We start from the raw sequence: 14,106 nt of genomic DNA on the forward strand, positions 1-14,106 counted from the left end.
AAAGCAAAAATCCAATCGAGGAAGGTAAGGAATGCATAGTAAAGACGATTTCAAGCAAACTCTGATCAAGCAATACTCTGAGGTAATCGAAGAGATTATTGTGGAGAGTGAATCAGTCTATCGTTCTCATTTGGATTTTGATCAACTGGACTTTCGCGTGCGAGGTTTGATTCAGGCCGCACGAGTTGATGGGATAGAAGAAGGAATCATCTGGGGGATTTTAGAGCGCAGGGTGCCGGATTATTATCGTTTTGCGATGACAGTTTCTTACGCTGGAAAAATCGCCGCTTAAACTTTTTTATTTATTTAAAAGACAACAAAACAAATTTCATGATAGTGCCTGCATATATATTTATGTGGAGGCACTATGAAATTTCTTTCAATTTGTTTATCTTTATTTCTGGCAACGACAGCATTCGCTGAAACAGCAATCACAAGAAACAACGATAATATGAACGCTATTTGCAAAACTAAAGCAGACGTAGGTTTTCGTTCTTATTCATTAAAATTGGAGTCAGAAGAAATCCTGAATGACACTAGAGAAGTAACTCTTGAGATGTCTTTTTTGAAATGTGCTGAAGTCGACAATGGTTACAAGTTCGTTGCTAGTTCATCTGACGAAATCCTTCACAATTACATCATTCTTGACGATGGAACTTTAGGCACTACAAATAACAAATTAACAGCAGTTAACTTTTACGCTGTTGATCCAAAGGGAGTGACTCTTTCAACTCTTTCACTGGGAAAAACTCCAGGGACATTTAAAATCTTTTTATCTTTTAAAAAAGATGTAACACAAGCTTATATCCTTGCTGAATTAACAAGCAACATCTCTTCGCCAATTGGATCAATCGATGGATTAGTTCAACGTTACGGTGGATTTGTTTTATCTTTTAAGTAAAAAAAAGGGCCTCTAGTGAGGCCCTTTTATATTTGCGGAACTCTTTTAAAGAAGTTCAGTTTTTTTATTTTTCAAGCGATATAAAAATGCTCCACTGGAGCATTTTTTCCGCAAATTAATAAATTAAAATATCTTGTCTCTTATTTAAAAATTCCTGATGACCTTGAGTCTCGATTTTTTGAAGTTCTGATAACGATCCTAGCTTATCAACCCACAGTCTTACTTCATCCGTACCATTGATCAAATCGATCGCTAGCTTATGAAATTCATACTCGTATGGTTTGCTGTGAAACTCGAACTTGTCACCAAGCTCACGTTTGAATTCACGACAAATCATTTGAGAAACAGTCCACGATTTAAACTTTGCATTTTCTGTTGGATGGATATGAACTCCACCGCAGTTTTGGCCTTGGTGTTTTTGGAAAGTCGGAAGGAAGATGATTGGACGAAGGTTAAAGCCTTCAGTTAAACCTTCTTCTTTAAATCTTTTTTGCATGCGATCCACGAAATCAAAAGACTCGATTCCAGGGTATCCAGCGATCTCCAGAGGGCGTGTTGTCCCACGTCCTTCACTAATGTTCGTTCCTTCGTAAAGAACCGTTCCAGCGAATGTAATCGCTCCTTCCGGTGTCGGAAGGTTAGGAGAAGGTAATACCCATGGAAGACCAGTGTCAGTCCAGTACATTGAACGTTTCCAATTTTTCATTGAGATAACTTCAAGGTTACAATTTGTATTTAAAACTTTTTGTCCGAACAATCCTACTTCTCCCATTGTTAATGAGTGACGTTGAGGGATTGGGTATCTTCCTACGAAAGATTCATATCCAGGTTTTAAGATTGTCCCTTCGATCATGTCTCCACCAACTGGATTCGGACGATCTAGTACAACAAGTTTAATATCTCTTCCAACACACTTTTCCATGATTAATGAAAGAGTAGAGATGTAGGTATAAACGCGAGTTCCTACATCTTGAAGATCGATGATTAACGTATCTAATCCTTCTAACATTTCGTCAGTTGGAGTTCTTGTTTCAGAGTATAGTGAATAAACCGGGATTTTAAAAAATGGGTGAACGTAGTGGGCCGTCTCCATCATGTTATCTTGAACGTCTGTCACGAATCCGTGTTGAGGTCCAAATAATTTTTTAAGACGAGAACCGAAAAGTTTTTGAAGAAGAACAACTCCAGTATTGAATTGAGAGTCGATCGAAGCGCTATGGCATAGATAACCAATATTTCCTTTGATGCTCTCTTGAAGAGATTTTTCTGCGATTAAGCGCTCAAGACCCGTCACAACTTTTGTCATACTTACTTCCTAGATTCCTTTCAAGGTATATAATTTATCCCTTAATTTTGTGGTTGAGGTGAATTTTTGTAAAGCTAAAAGAATTTAGACTATACCGAAGGGAGTATTTATTTTACTTTTTAGTCATGATTGTTAGGAATTTCCATAAAACAGACACCAAAACATTAATTGAACTCTTCAGAGAGACAGTTCACAGAGTTTGCTGTGTTGATTATTCAGTTGAGCAGCTTAAGGCCTGGGCGCCGGATTTTATAGATGATTCTGTCTGGGAGAGTCGGCTTGAAAAAAGCTATGCTCTAGTGGCCGAAGAAAACGGTTTGATTTTAGGTTTCGCCAATCTGGAAAATGATGGAAATATAGATATGTTTTACGTCAGCGCCGAGAGTCAGGGAAAAGGAGTCGGAAAAGTTCTTCTAAAGCATTTAGAAAATCATGCGAAAGACTTGAAATTAGATAAGCTCACTAGTGATGTGAGTTTAACGGCAAGAAAGTTTTTTCAGCATTCTGGTTTTCTCACTGAGAAGGAATATATTAAGGTCAGAAATGATGTTGAGTTTAAGAATACGCTGATGTCAAAAAAACTTTCTTATTGAAAATTTTAAGCCTCTTGCTAGAATAAAAACTGGTGGGGGGTTATTAAATCTGCTTGCAGGCTTTTTTTAGATTTCCCCCCACCAGAAAACTTCTCGAATTCTCGGTAAGCTTTTTTGAGCGATGTATCACCTGAACCTCCGTTTTTCTTTCACCATTGTTTGTTTCAGTAAGATTTTCTCTATTTTGAAAGAGACTTTTTATTTAAAAATGCGTTAATGCGCTGACGAAAATGGCTTCGGATTCTAAACTTACGTTGTAAAGATCTGCTCGAAAAGTTACTATTTCATTGAGACACACACTCACAATACACACAAGGATGGAACATGAAGCAATATCACGATCTGATGGAGCACGTTCTTAAAAATGGCGCGAAAAAAGAAGACCGTACTGGAACAGGAACTCTTTCTGTTTTCGGTTACCAAGCGAGATACAATCTTGCTGAAGGCTTCCCGCTTGTTACGACAAAAAAACTTCACTTGAAATCAATCATTCACGAATTGCTTTGGTTTCTTCAAGGTGAAACCAATATTAAATACCTAAAAGACAATGGCGTTTCTATTTGGGATGAATGGGCCGATGAAGATGGAAATCTTGGACCGGTCTACGGATCTCAATGGAGAAGCTGGCACGGGGCCAACGGTGAGACGATCGATCAGATCACAACTGTTGTTAACCAGATTAAGAAAAACCCGGATTCAAGACGTTTAATCGTCTCTGCATGGAACGTAGCTGAGATCGAAAAGATGGCACTTCCTCCATGTCACGCGTTTTTTCAATTCTATGTGGCCGATGGAAAACTGTCTTGTCAGTTATACCAAAGATCAGCGGATATCTTTTTAGGTGTTCCGTTTAACATCGCTTCATATGCGCTTTTAACAATGATGATGGCGCAGGTAACTGGTCTTGGTTATGGTGACTTCGTTCACACAATGGGTGACGCTCACTTATACTCAAATCACATTGATCAAGCGAAGCTTCAATTGACTCGCGATTTTAGAATGCTTCCGCAAATGAAGCTAAACCCTGATATTAAAAATATTTTTGATTTCAAATTCGAAGACTTTAAGTTGGAAGGATACGATCCGCACCCGACAATTAAAGCTCCAATTGCTATATAGGTAAACGATATGCATGTTTCAATGGTAGTGGCCTATGGGCCTAAAGGTGAAATTGGCCTTGATAATAAACTTCTGTGGCACATCCCGGAAGACCTGAAGAATTTTAAAAAGATTACGACAGGGAAAATGATTGTCATGGGAAGAAAGACTTTCGAGTCGATTGGAAAACCTCTTCCTGATAGAGCGAATGTTGTCATCACTCGTGATGTAAATTTTAAGCATGATGGAGTGATCGTTATTCATGATCCTATGATGGCCTTCGATTTGGCGCTTGAAGCTGAAGAAGACTTAGGAGAAGATGATTTTGAAATGATGGTTATTGGTGGTGGAGAGATCTTCAATGCCTTTTTGCCATACACTCATAAGATCTATCTTTCTGAAGTGGACTATACAGGTCCGGCCGATGCTTTTTTTCCACCGGTAAATTACAAAGAGTGGGAAATTGAAAAAACTGAGAAGTTTGAAAAATTTACGTTTAAAGTTCTAACGAGAATCTAAAAAAAAAAGGCCGCGAATTTCGCGGCCTTTTTTTATCTAAAATATTAAAAAATAATTATAAATGAACTGATGAGCATTGAGAGTCAAGAACAGTGGCCGTTTTATTGTAAAATCTGTTTCCATTTTCGTTTAAAATTTCGCTCGCGATAATTTGTTTTTTATCAGAATCAGTTGTTGAACATCTTGCTTTAATTTGTGCTTTTGCTTCTTCAAGAGATGAAGACACTCCCGTTACTAAAGTTACAACACTTTCACGTGACATATTGTTTGTTACTAAACATTGAACAGTACACAGAGAAAGATCTTTCGAGAAAACAGTTGTTGATAGAGCAGATAGTGCTAGTGCAAGAATGATTTTTTTCATGTGATCTCCAGTTAAAGTTTAATGAGCGATTTCTAACAACTTAATTGTTAGAAGGCCAGGAGGACAGGCCGTCCTCAGTCCCATTTTTTGAAAAGATCCTAATAAAAACGCATTATGACTACGCGCCCAATGCGATTAATTCCACAGATAATACGAATCCAAGTAAAAAACCTTCGTCACATCTAAAATCTCTCTTAATTCGACTCTGAGCTTCGAAAGACTTAGGCTTCTTTCTATAATGATGTTCATATCTGCCGTAATTCTTTTTTCAGCTGGAAGCGAGTTATATAAATCAAAAAGTGACGTAGACCTTTTATGTTTCACTCCATTTCTAAAAACATAGTGAAGTGCATTTTTTAATTCGCGTCTCGATGTGAGTTTTCTAAAGTGATAACGGTGTTTATAGACGGCCCCTTTGAGCTGCTTAATCTTATTGATTGCTTTTGCCAGCGATATCCCGAAGGCCTGCATCCCTCTATGAAGAATTTTGTTATCTGCCGCTTCCACCACCAGATGAGCATGATTGTACTCCAGCGTATAATGAATCACTCTCAACCTTTGTAGCCTCGCTCGCTTAATCGCATGGTGGAGTGCCTTGAGGATGCGCTTATTTTGAACATCTGCCTTATTGTCTCTAACCTTTATAGTTAAGTGAAGAGCCGTCAGTTTTGAGAATCTTTCGCGTCTTATGTGCCTAATTCCGATATCGACTTTGGCCGGTCTGCCTGCTTGTTTTGTATTGAGTAAACTAAGTTGGGTATTTTTTCTTATTTTCTTCATCTGATACTCCTTTGATAGACAAAGGCAAAAGCAATTCAGGCAGAAGTGTATTTATAGGAAAGAGTGTTTTTATAGGGGGCAAAGGGAAGACGAAAGCAAAAGGTGATGAGGGGCCATAAGAAAAATGACAGATGTTAATTTTAACCTGGTATTTCACCTTTACATAAATTGATTTGAAGTTGAATGACTTGATTATTATGGCGGATATCGCTTTCATCCGAAATCCTAAGGATGTCGACCAGGACTTCAATCTGTTTTTGAATCAGACCTAAGTACCTTGGGCTTATTCTTCTGATCATCATTTTATTCACTAGTGTCTCAAGGGAGAATTTCTTTTCGAATTCTTTGTCCCAGAGATCGAAAGTCTCATAATATTTAATAAGGGCAGGTGTATCGGCCTTAGGAAAAGCAAACTCTGTTGAGGCCGCTTGAATCGCGTCACCATTTTGAATAAGAATATTTTCTGCTTTTAGTGCAACGATGGCCTTCTTAAAACTTTTAAAATTTTCCAAGTCTTTTTGCTCTAGTGGTTTTCTTGCAAGAGTCATCATCAAAAACAAATGATAATTTTCTTTATTACTTGCGAGAGCATGAACCTGTTTTTCAGTCAGAGTCTTTTGTCCCTGTAGTGAATCAGAGTTTTTCGCAGGAGAGCTTGCTGTAACTGCGATTTCATTACTCTCAAACATATAAGAAAAACTTTTAAACTGATCAGAGCAAAACGCCTTAATCAATCTCTCGGCATTATCTCGATCAAGAGCTTTGGCGATTTGATTAACCAGGTTTGAAGATGGCAATACTAAATTTTTTTCAATCTTAACGTAATACTGATAATTGCACTCGAGACTTCTGGATTCCAGATGTTTATAGAAGGCCTTAGACGTCCTATGGCCTTGTTCTAACCTGATCTTAATCAAAACCTCACCAAGTGAGCTCATAAGTATCCTAGTAGGAGAAAATCTTCTTTTAAAAGATTGGAATGTACCGTTATCGTCAGATATAAATCGGGGCATTAGAAAAACTTTTAGGAAAACACGATGAAAAAAATAATTTTAATCCTGACTCTTTCGCTTTTGTCAGCACAGTCTTTTGCAGGTCATGGAGTTGAGCGCGGATTGGTGAAGGTTGATGATGGTGGATTAGTAAATAGAGTGATCTCGGCCTACATGTCTAAGAGATTAGCGGCATGTTCTCAAGGCGTAGCTGGAGAGTTGTTCTCAGTTTTAAATTTGAAAGTCAAAAAAGATAAAGTAGATAACGGAGTCATCGATTACTACTACACGGTTGATGTAGGTTACTCGGTTAACGGTGAAGCTATGGCAGGTCTGGAAATTAAGCTTATAGACTGGGACTACAGTAACTATGATTCGATTGAACAAAAAATTTCATTTGAGGTATCTCAGGATCACTCGGGACTTTGTAAATAATAGATAAACTAACTTTCTTAAACCACTAGGAGATTTTATGAAAAACGCAGTAATCGCACTTGTAATGATGGTATCAGCTCAGGCATTCGGATCAGTTAACCTTGATCTTGGTGACAACAAACTTAGCCGTGACCTTACAGACTACCTAGCTAAGAGATTAGCAGTATGTTCTCAAGGTGTAGCTCAAGAGTCTTTCGTAGTTTACAAAATCGACGCTAAAAAACACGTTGTAGATAACGGTGTTGTAGATACATATTATACAATTGATCTTGGATATATGGTTGGCGGAGAAGCTTTAGGTGGACTAGAAGTTAAGTTGATTGACTGGGACTACAGCAACTATGAAACTATGGAACAAAAAGTTTCTTTCGAAATTTCTCAAGATCACAGCAGTCTTTGTAAATAATTAAAATATGAGCAGTCTCGCTTAGTTAGCTCTGGGCGAGACTGCTTTCACTGCCCATAATTTAGACACTTTTTTTTCGGCCTTCATAAAAATTACAACCTTAAACAATCCATCCTTTTTTCAGTTTATGATTTCATAAATTATTAAATCTCTTTTTTAGGAGCCTTTATGAAATCGTTAATCGTATTGCTTGCAATGGCCTTTTCTGCAAACTCTTTTGCAAACGAAGCTGTATCTCAATCAACAATTGGGATGGGGGCCGCTACCGCGATTTTAACTTCGACAACAAGTGGAATTAAACCTTTTGGGAAAGCAGAGGCCATTATTAGAGAGGCCAATGAATACCGCTTAACTGGAATCGCACCACTTTATCTTGCGGACCAGGTTAAAAATCTTCAATCAGAAATGGATGTTTCTGAAGCGGAAGCTGTCGATCTATTGGTTGAAGCAGCAAAAGAAATCTTGAGCTTAAATTACTAAAATATAGATCATTTTTTTAAAAACATATTAGGAGAAACTATGAAAAATTTAATCGTATTATTTGCAATGGCCCTATCGTTTAGCTCTTTTGCACTAGACATTTCTAGAGGAACAACTGCGATAACTTTATTGCCAACTGTTCTTACATCTATGTCTAATGGGGGCAGAGGATGGAAGGAAGCTAAAATTATCGAAGGTGTGAATGAATATCACCAATCGGGAAAGCTTTCTGGAGAGTTGGAAGCTTTAGTAAATGAGATCAAAGAAATTTATGAAGTATCTGATGCAGAAGCTGTAGATATGGCAATGGATATGATTGGAGTTTAAGATTATTAGATGAATTAAGTCATTGAAGGCCGGCCTATGTCGGCCTTTTTTTTTCGCAGTCAGCGTAAAAAATTCATACTTTAATAAAATTTTTCAAATTAGTAATAGGATGGGCCAACACAAATTTAGGAGATACTATGAAAATTTTAATTACACTTTTGGCAATCGCTTTTTCTGTTAACTCTTTTGCTAGCGGATCTTATTTAGATCCATCTGACAGAACGACTTTAGCTCCGTTCTTTGGAACAACGATGCTAGAGGTATCAAGTGAAGGAAGTACTGATGCAGTTTCATCTAAACGTAAAATTGCAAAAATAATTATTCAAGACTCTCAGGAGTTTCGTCTGTCAGGTGTAGCGACAATTGCTTTAGCTGAATCAATTAAAAATGTTCAAGGTATGAGCGACGTTTCTGATGAAGAAGCAGTTGATATTATCGTGGATATGGCACAAGGTTTATTAAATTAATACGAAGTTTCTGATCAAGAAGTTGTTGATATGCTAGTAGCTACAGCTCAAGTGATTTTAATCGCTAATCAAAAAGACTAGTGAACTGTTTTTGCTTCTAATAAATCTAATTCATAGTCTCTCGTCCAGTCTTCTGGATGAGAGGCATTTAGATCCCTTATTCCACAAAACGTCTTGGCCACACTTGAAACTCTCGATTCTTCACGAGTAAATTCCAGATAGGGAACAAAGTCACCGTAAGATTTTTCATTGAAGCTTGTATCGCCAGCTTTGTATGAATAGTTGCGGGACATTCTAGGCATGTTACTGTCGATCAAACCAATTTCGTAACCATTTTCACCTTTCTTCATTCCGACAATCAGCCATGCATGAGAAGTGATCCCTTTGATTTGGAGTTTTTGATAGGCAATCTTCTTGTCGACTTCCACGTATTTGAAGACTGTATCCATCATCGTATTTAAAACCTCTGGTTTAACCTTGGTTGCACCTTTAAGGCCGTCAATCCAAACTCCCCATACAATTCCATCAAAACGTTGCCAGGCATCTAATTCGGCCTGAATTTCCGTTTTGTAAGTCTCGCTGAATTCGGCGAAGTTTGAAAAACCAGGGATCGTGACAATCGACTGTCCTGCACGGACTTCTTTAATCAGTGCACGAACTTCAGAAGCGCTCGGAGCGGGAAGATCCGGACGAAAGATAGATAAGTAAAAAATGTTTCTTTGAAAACGAGAGTGCCACCAGCACACACCACCATTAAAGATCCCACCATTATTCTTGAAGGCCATCAGATTGCTGCTCTCACTCGAATAAGTAGAGAGCACCGTTGTATCTTCATAACGAGCACAGAATTCAGCTTTCGTTGTTGGAAGAGTTCCAGCAAAAGAAAGTGTTGATGAAAGTATGAGTGTCGCAGCTAGTGTTTTTAACATTCATTACTCAATGATGATGTCATTTTTAAGTTCATTCTTTTTTGGTTTTCCAGTCGCTGGAAAGTAGTTTTCAAGAACGGTAGAAGTGGCAGCAATTGTGCTTTTTAGCGCCTCGACGAATTCACCTTCTTTAACTTTTTCAGTGAAAGAATAAATAATTTCATCCCAGATCTTTTGATCAACCTTTTTTCTCACTCCAACATCTGTGATGATTTTAATTTTCTTTTCTAATATCGAAATGAAAATCAAAACTCCATTGTGTTGTTCTGTCGTATGAAGATTGTGCTCGAAAAAAGCTTCGATCGCTCTTTGAGTGACTTCATATTCGACTTCTTGTTTTGTAATAAGCAGGCGAGTGATTGATGGAATATTGGCCAAGTAATAACCTAAAATAAGTCCTGGAAGTTGAATCCACAGGAAGTAAATCGGGTTGATGATTGAGAGTGGAGAAAAATAAAGTCCTAGTGAAAATAAAAATGAAACGATAATGGCCGCACGAAAATGAGCAGCAGGGTAGTTGTCACTACGAGAGACAATCATGGGAACCATTTCGCTATCAGATTTTTGTTCTGCTTCTGTGATCAGCTCTTTAATCAATTCTCTGTCTTTAATTGAAATATTCATTTTTAATCCTTAATTGTTTTTTAATTACCAACTGCCTGACGAGCCACCACCGGAAAAGCCGCCACCGCCGCCTCCCCAAGAGCCGCCGCCGGATCCACCACCGAAACCTCCGCCGCCAAATCCGCCTCCTCCGAAGCCACCCATACCACCGCGACCTCCTCCTCCTCGAGAATTAGGGAAGAAGAATTGTAGGAAGAAAATGAGTCCGAAGATTGCAAAGAGAACCATAGAGGCGCTTCCGCCTTTTCTAGCGTGGCGAGGTCTGATTTCACCCTGGAAATCAAGTTTCTTGCCTTCGGCCTGGGCCATAAGGGCAAGACCTAAAGCAACGCCGTTATCAAAATCATTTTTTTTAAAGAAGGGTTTAACTTCTTCGATAATTCTGTGAGTAGTTAAGTCCGTCAGGTTTCCTTCGAGACCTCTTCCGACTTCGATTCTCATCTTGCGGTCATCAAGAGCAATTAAAAATAAAGCAGCACGATCGTCGCCTTTTTTTCCAATTTTCCATTCATCGACAACTTTAATTGAATAACCTTCGATGGTTTCATCAACTAATTTATCAATGATGAGAACTTGAAACTGAATGCCTTCTTTTTCGTATAAGTTTCTAAGTGCATTTTGAATCGCAGCACTTGCATCTCTACTTAAAAATTGAGCTTCATCAACAACAGGGCCGGTAAGTGCAGGCACTTCCAAGGCAGAAACCTTGAAAGTGATTGCAAAAAATAAAATTAAAAATTTAAACCAGTTGGAAAAATTCATTAGAATTTAACCGCTGGAGCGTTTTGAGCATCTTGGATATTTTCCACAGCAAATTGTGGTTTCTTAGCATGCTTTAAGAAGATTGAGTTGTACCAAGAAGTTGGAGGTACAGTTACAAGGTTGTTAAAGTTATTGATGGCATCGATGTATCTTTTTCTAGCAACTGTAATTCTGTTTTCTGTTCCTTCAAGTTGAGCTTGCAGGTCACGGAAGTTTTCGTTTGCTTTTAGATCAGGGTATTTTTCAACTGTCACCATTAAGCGAGAAAGTGCAGAGCTTAATCCACCTTGAGCTTGTTGGAACTTTTTCATGTTTTCTTCAGTCAATTGGTCTGCTGTAAAGTTAACTTGTGTAGCTTTAGCACGGGCCTCTACAACTCCTACTAAAGTCTCTTTTTCGTGAGAAGCGTACCCTTTTACCACTTCAACCAGGTTCGGAACCAGGTCTGCACGGCGTTTATATTGGTTTTGTACCTCTGCCCAGTCTGCGTCCACTTGATTCAAGGCAGTTGGGATACTCTGCATCCCGCAAGAAACTGTAAAAAGCATAACGAATAATAAAGATAAATATTTCATAAGTGTCTCCTAATTGAGTCCTAAAAATGGTATAGACAAGCTTATGTTAAAGTCAAAGAAAAGTGAACTGCTACTTCCTGTTGGAAACATGAATATGTGCCTTGCTGCCATCCATAATGGAGCGGACGCAATTTATGTTGGGATGCCACACTTCAATGCGCGTGGAAGAACAACTGACTTCGACGTCGCTCAGTTAAAAGAAATGATCGAGACTTGTCACCTATACGGTGTAAGAGTCAACCTCGCTTTCAACGTTGTTATTTTTCAAGATGAAATTCCCGCAGTGATTTCTCTTCTCAAAGAAGTGCTTCCACTTGGCCCTGATGCTCTGATTGTTCAAGACGTAGGTCTTGCCAAGTTAGTGAGAGAAATGGCGCCGAACCAAGTGATCCACGGCTCAACTCAGATGACTGTGACCAATCATGAAGCGATGAGTTTATTAGATGACCTAAAAATTAAAAGATTCGTTTTAGGTAGAGAAGTATCGCTGCCTGAAATGCGTGCGATAAAAGAAAAAACGGATAGAGAGCTGGAAGTCTTTGTTCACGGAGCTTTATGTGTGGCCTATTCGGGACAATGTTTCACAAGTGAAAGTATCGGTGGCCGAAGTGCCAACCGCGGCCAGTGTGCTCAAAGCTGTCGCCTTGAATATGAAATGATCGTCGATGGACAAAAGCGCGACCTGGGAGATCTTAAGTACCTAGTCTCTCCTAAGGACCTATGTGGAATTGCCGAGATTCCTGAGCTTCTAGACATTGGAATCGAAAGCTTCAAAGTAGAAGGGCGTTTAAAAACTCCGGAATACGTAGCAAGCGCAGCTAAGAACTACAGCGAAGCGATTAATAGAGTTGAAGATAAGAAACAGTTTACGAAAAAAGATATTGAGAACGCTAAGACTGAGATGAGTTTAACGTACTCCCGTGGGTTTTTTTCGGGATGGCTTCATGGTGTTGATCACCAGGAGCTTGTCGATGGAACTTTCGGTGCTCACCGTGGTCTTGAAATCGGGAAAGTTTTAAAAGTAGAAGCGAAAGTGATCGTGGTTGAAATCAATTATCCAAATTTAAAAAATGGTGATGGGGTTTTAATTGCTGGAGCTGTTCGTGGAAAGAAGACTGAAATCGGTGGAATGCTTTATGCTGTTAAGAAATTAACGGGCACAACATATGAGCTGACTTTTGGTAAAGACGTTGATCTAAAAAAGATTCAATTGGGGATGATTGTTTATTTCAATCACGACGCTGTCGTTGAAAAGAAATTAACTCAGTCTTATACAGATAAAAATTCAAAGAAGAGAATGCCTCTACAAATTAAAGTTGAAGCAAACATTGGTGAGCAGTTAAAAGTGACTGTGACTGATGGTGAGCATGAAGTTTTAGTTTTAAGTGAAGGTGAGATTGAAGCGGCCAAAGATCGTCCTTTAACAAAAGGGGATCTGGCAGAAGAGTTAGGAGCTCTGGGAGCGACTTGTTTTATTTTGGATGAACTTCAAATGAAATCGAGTGCACCATTTTTCATTCACCAAAAATCGCTGAAGAAAATCCGCCGTGATTTTACTGAAGCTTTAATGCAAAAAAGAATTGAAGCTCCGGAAGTTATTTTTAACGATGTTGCCGCTCCTGTGGTTGTTTCTACAGTTAAGTCTGTTGGCGCTAAACTAAACGTCATGCTTCGTGAAATCTCTCAGGTAAAAGACTTTATCGAGTTCTCAGACTCCCTAGGATCAACTCTTGGCGTAGTCTATTTAGATTACGAATTCGGTAAAGGTTACGCTGAATCAGTGACGATGCTAAAAGAAAAAGGGATTAAAGTCGGGATCGCTACAACTCGTATTTTAAAACCTAACGAATATTACAATTTCAAAATCATTGAACGTGCTAACCCAGATGTTATCCTATGTCGTAACCTTGGGGCCGTTTATTACTTCCAGGATAAAGCTTTCGAGCTTCGTGGGGATTTCAGCTTAAACGTAACGAACTCAATGACAGCGGACTATTTCTTAAATAAGAAACTCGCGACTCTTTGTGCTTCATACGATTTAAATTCAAATCAACTTTTTGATTTAGTTTCTCATTCTGAAATGGGAAGAATCGAAGTCACAGCTCACCAGTACATGCCATCGTTTCATATGGAGCATTGTGTGTTTGCTGCTTTCATGAGTGAAGGATCAAGCTTTAGAGATTGCGGTAAGCCGTGTGAAGAGCATAGGCTTGAATTAAAAGATCAGTTTGGAAACCACCATCAGATTAGAGCGGATCAGGAATGTAGAAATACAATGTTCAATGCTGTTCCTCAGTCTGCTGCAAAACTTATCCCGACACTACTTGAGCGTGGAGTGATGGAGTTTAGATTTGAATCTCTTTATGAAAGGGGAGCTGAGCTGGCGAAAAAAGTGATGGGTTACAAAAACCTTTTAGAAAATAAATCGCAAGGATTAACTCAGGAAATTATCGAGACTATCGGTGTTCTTGAAAAGTACGGCGTCTCTGATGGGACTCATCGCGACCGCGAATATAAAGACCGTAAGAAAAGTCAGTAATACCCTCTC

Annotated in this window: 19 protein-coding genes; 11 read left to right on the top strand and 8 right to left on the bottom strand. The window is 38.7% G+C overall.

Annotated features, from left to right (window positions below; translation table 11 throughout):
- Nucleotides 1–31: 31 nt before the first annotated feature.
- Both SHI21_RS18455 and SHI21_RS18460 read left to right on the top strand, forming a co-directional pair.
- Complete coding sequence (locus SHI21_RS18455; RefSeq protein ID WP_323578539.1) at nt 32–292, top strand: hypothetical protein; 261 nt, start codon at nt 32–34, stop codon at nt 290–292.
- 75 nt (nt 293–367) lie between these two features.
- Complete coding sequence (locus tag SHI21_RS18460) at nt 368–901, top strand: hypothetical protein (protein WP_323578540.1); 534 nt, start codon at nt 368–370, stop codon at nt 899–901.
- Between the two features lie 115 nt (nt 902–1,016).
- Here the strand turns inward: SHI21_RS18460 and SHI21_RS18465 are convergent, their stop codons facing one another.
- Nucleotides 1,017–2,207: an exo-beta-N-acetylmuramidase NamZ family protein gene (locus tag SHI21_RS18465; protein ID WP_323578541.1), complete on the bottom strand. Its 1,191-nt coding sequence runs from the start codon at nt 2,205–2,207 to the stop codon at nt 1,017–1,019.
- Nucleotides 2,208–2,332: 125 nt separating this feature from the next.
- Here SHI21_RS18465 and SHI21_RS18470 point away from each other — a divergent pair, with 125 nt between their 5' ends.
- The 3 genes from SHI21_RS18470 (at nt 2,333) to SHI21_RS18480 (ending at nt 4,417) form a co-directional block, all read left to right on the top strand.
- Nucleotides 2,333–2,800, top strand: a complete 468-nt coding sequence (locus SHI21_RS18470) for a GNAT family N-acetyltransferase (protein WP_323578543.1) — start codon at nt 2,333–2,335, stop codon at nt 2,798–2,800.
- A 324-nt stretch (nt 2,801–3,124) separates the two neighbouring features.
- Nucleotides 3,125–3,919: a thymidylate synthase gene (locus tag SHI21_RS18475; protein ID WP_323578544.1), complete on the top strand. Its 795-nt coding sequence runs from the start codon at nt 3,125–3,127 to the stop codon at nt 3,917–3,919.
- Nucleotides 3,920–3,928: 9 nt separating this feature from the next.
- Nucleotides 3,929–4,417 carry a dihydrofolate reductase gene (locus SHI21_RS18480; RefSeq protein WP_323578545.1) on the top strand — a complete coding sequence of 163 codons (489 nt, stop codon included), beginning with the start codon at nt 3,929–3,931 and terminating at the stop codon, nt 4,415–4,417.
- 55 nt (nt 4,418–4,472) lie between these two features.
- Here SHI21_RS18480 and SHI21_RS18485 read toward each other — a convergent pair whose 3' ends face one another.
- From SHI21_RS18485 to SHI21_RS18495, 3 genes are all read right to left on the bottom strand, one after another.
- Entirely contained in the window at nt 4,473–4,781 is a 309-nt protein-coding gene (locus SHI21_RS18485) for a hypothetical protein (RefSeq protein ID WP_323578547.1), read from the bottom strand.
- A gap of 135 nt (nt 4,782–4,916) precedes the next feature.
- Entirely contained in the window at nt 4,917–5,561 is a 645-nt protein-coding gene (locus SHI21_RS18490; protein WP_323578548.1) for a hypothetical protein, read from the bottom strand.
- Nucleotides 5,562–5,701: 140 nt separating this feature from the next.
- On the bottom strand, nt 5,702–6,499 hold the full coding sequence (locus SHI21_RS18495) for a hypothetical protein (protein ID WP_323578549.1): 798 nt from the start codon (nt 6,497–6,499) through the stop codon (nt 5,702–5,704).
- Nucleotides 6,500–6,598: 99 nt separating this feature from the next.
- Here SHI21_RS18495 and SHI21_RS18500 point away from each other — a divergent pair, with 99 nt between their 5' ends.
- The 5 genes from SHI21_RS18500 (at nt 6,599) to SHI21_RS18520 (ending at nt 8,668) form a co-directional block, all read left to right on the top strand.
- Nucleotides 6,599–6,988 carry a hypothetical protein gene (locus tag SHI21_RS18500; protein ID WP_323578550.1) on the top strand — a complete coding sequence of 130 codons (390 nt, stop codon included), beginning with the start codon at nt 6,599–6,601 and terminating at the stop codon, nt 6,986–6,988.
- Nucleotides 6,989–7,025: 37 nt separating this feature from the next.
- Nucleotides 7,026–7,394, top strand: a complete 369-nt coding sequence (locus SHI21_RS18505; protein ID WP_323578551.1) for a hypothetical protein — start codon at nt 7,026–7,028, stop codon at nt 7,392–7,394.
- Between the two features lie 168 nt (nt 7,395–7,562).
- On the top strand, nt 7,563–7,874 hold the full coding sequence (locus SHI21_RS18510) for a hypothetical protein (RefSeq protein WP_323578552.1): 312 nt from the start codon (nt 7,563–7,565) through the stop codon (nt 7,872–7,874).
- 39 nt (nt 7,875–7,913) lie between these two features.
- Nucleotides 7,914–8,201 carry a hypothetical protein gene (locus SHI21_RS18515; protein WP_323578553.1) on the top strand — a complete coding sequence of 96 codons (288 nt, stop codon included), beginning with the start codon at nt 7,914–7,916 and terminating at the stop codon, nt 8,199–8,201.
- Nucleotides 8,202–8,338: 137 nt separating this feature from the next.
- Entirely contained in the window at nt 8,339–8,668 is a 330-nt protein-coding gene (locus SHI21_RS18520; protein WP_323578554.1) for a hypothetical protein, read from the top strand.
- Nucleotides 8,669–8,745: 77 nt separating this feature from the next.
- On the opposite strand, the gene SHI21_RS18525 is transcribed toward SHI21_RS18520, so the two are convergent.
- The 4 genes from SHI21_RS18525 to SHI21_RS18540 are packed head-to-tail and all read right to left on the bottom strand — an operon-like array spanning nt 8,746 to nt 11,558.
- Entirely contained in the window at nt 8,746–9,597 is an 852-nt protein-coding gene (locus tag SHI21_RS18525) for a hypothetical protein (RefSeq protein ID WP_323578555.1), read from the bottom strand.
- Between the two features lie 3 nt (nt 9,598–9,600).
- Nucleotides 9,601–10,221, bottom strand: coding sequence for a TPM domain-containing protein (locus SHI21_RS18530; protein ID WP_323578556.1), 621 nt, complete (start codon nt 10,219–10,221; stop codon nt 9,601–9,603).
- 24 nt (nt 10,222–10,245) lie between these two features.
- Nucleotides 10,246–10,983 (bottom strand): TPM domain-containing protein, encoded by a 738-nt coding sequence (locus SHI21_RS18535; RefSeq protein WP_323578557.1) that lies wholly within the window; start codon nt 10,981–10,983, stop codon nt 10,246–10,248.
- Nucleotides 10,983–11,558, bottom strand: a complete 576-nt coding sequence (locus SHI21_RS18540; protein WP_323578559.1) for a LemA family protein — start codon at nt 11,556–11,558, stop codon at nt 10,983–10,985. Before SHI21_RS18540 ends, SHI21_RS18535 begins: the two co-directional genes overlap by 1 nt.
- Nucleotides 11,559–11,601: 43 nt before the next feature.
- Between SHI21_RS18540 and SHI21_RS18545 the strand changes: the two genes are divergently transcribed.
- Complete coding sequence (locus tag SHI21_RS18545) at nt 11,602–14,097, top strand: U32 family peptidase (protein ID WP_323578560.1); 2,496 nt, start codon at nt 11,602–11,604, stop codon at nt 14,095–14,097.
- Nucleotides 14,098–14,106 lie beyond the last annotated feature (9 nt).

It is taken from the genome of Bacteriovorax sp. PP10 (assembly GCF_035013165.1).
Lineage (GTDB): Bacteria > Bdellovibrionota > Bacteriovoracia > Bacteriovoracales > Bacteriovoracaceae > Bacteriovorax > Bacteriovorax antarcticus.

Coding starts and splice junctions, on each gene's coding strand:
- SHI21_RS18455 (WP_323578539.1), top strand. CDS start 32: ATGCATAGTAAAGACGATTTCAAGCAAACTCTGATCAAGCAATACTCT.
- SHI21_RS18460 (WP_323578540.1), top strand. CDS start 368: ATGAAATTTCTTTCAATTTGTTTATCTTTATTTCTGGCAACGACAGCA.
- SHI21_RS18465 (WP_323578541.1), bottom strand. CDS start 2,207: ATGACAAAAGTTGTGACGGGTCTTGAGCGCTTAATCGCAGAAAAATCT.
- SHI21_RS18470 (WP_323578543.1), top strand. CDS start 2,333: ATGATTGTTAGGAATTTCCATAAAACAGACACCAAAACATTAATTGAA.
- SHI21_RS18475 (WP_323578544.1), top strand. CDS start 3,125: ATGAAGCAATATCACGATCTGATGGAGCACGTTCTTAAAAATGGCGCG.
- SHI21_RS18480 (WP_323578545.1), top strand. CDS start 3,929: ATGCATGTTTCAATGGTAGTGGCCTATGGGCCTAAAGGTGAAATTGGC.
- SHI21_RS18485 (WP_323578547.1), bottom strand. CDS start 4,781: ATGAAAAAAATCATTCTTGCACTAGCACTATCTGCTCTATCAACAACT.
- SHI21_RS18490 (WP_323578548.1), bottom strand. CDS start 5,561: ATGAAGAAAATAAGAAAAAATACCCAACTTAGTTTACTCAATACAAAA.
- SHI21_RS18495 (WP_323578549.1), bottom strand. CDS start 6,499: ATGAGCTCACTTGGTGAGGTTTTGATTAAGATCAGGTTAGAACAAGGC.
- SHI21_RS18500 (WP_323578550.1), top strand. CDS start 6,599: ATGAAAAAAATAATTTTAATCCTGACTCTTTCGCTTTTGTCAGCACAG.
- SHI21_RS18505 (WP_323578551.1), top strand. CDS start 7,026: ATGAAAAACGCAGTAATCGCACTTGTAATGATGGTATCAGCTCAGGCA.
- SHI21_RS18510 (WP_323578552.1), top strand. CDS start 7,563: ATGAAATCGTTAATCGTATTGCTTGCAATGGCCTTTTCTGCAAACTCT.
- SHI21_RS18515 (WP_323578553.1), top strand. CDS start 7,914: ATGAAAAATTTAATCGTATTATTTGCAATGGCCCTATCGTTTAGCTCT.
- SHI21_RS18520 (WP_323578554.1), top strand. CDS start 8,339: ATGAAAATTTTAATTACACTTTTGGCAATCGCTTTTTCTGTTAACTCT.
- SHI21_RS18525 (WP_323578555.1), bottom strand. CDS start 9,597: ATGTTAAAAACACTAGCTGCGACACTCATACTTTCATCAACACTTTCT.
- SHI21_RS18530 (WP_323578556.1), bottom strand. CDS start 10,221: ATGAATATTTCAATTAAAGACAGAGAATTGATTAAAGAGCTGATCACA.
- SHI21_RS18535 (WP_323578557.1), bottom strand. CDS start 10,983: ATGAATTTTTCCAACTGGTTTAAATTTTTAATTTTATTTTTTGCAATC.
- SHI21_RS18540 (WP_323578559.1), bottom strand. CDS start 11,558: ATGAAATATTTATCTTTATTATTCGTTATGCTTTTTACAGTTTCTTGC.
- SHI21_RS18545 (WP_323578560.1), top strand. CDS start 11,602: ATGTTAAAGTCAAAGAAAAGTGAACTGCTACTTCCTGTTGGAAACATG.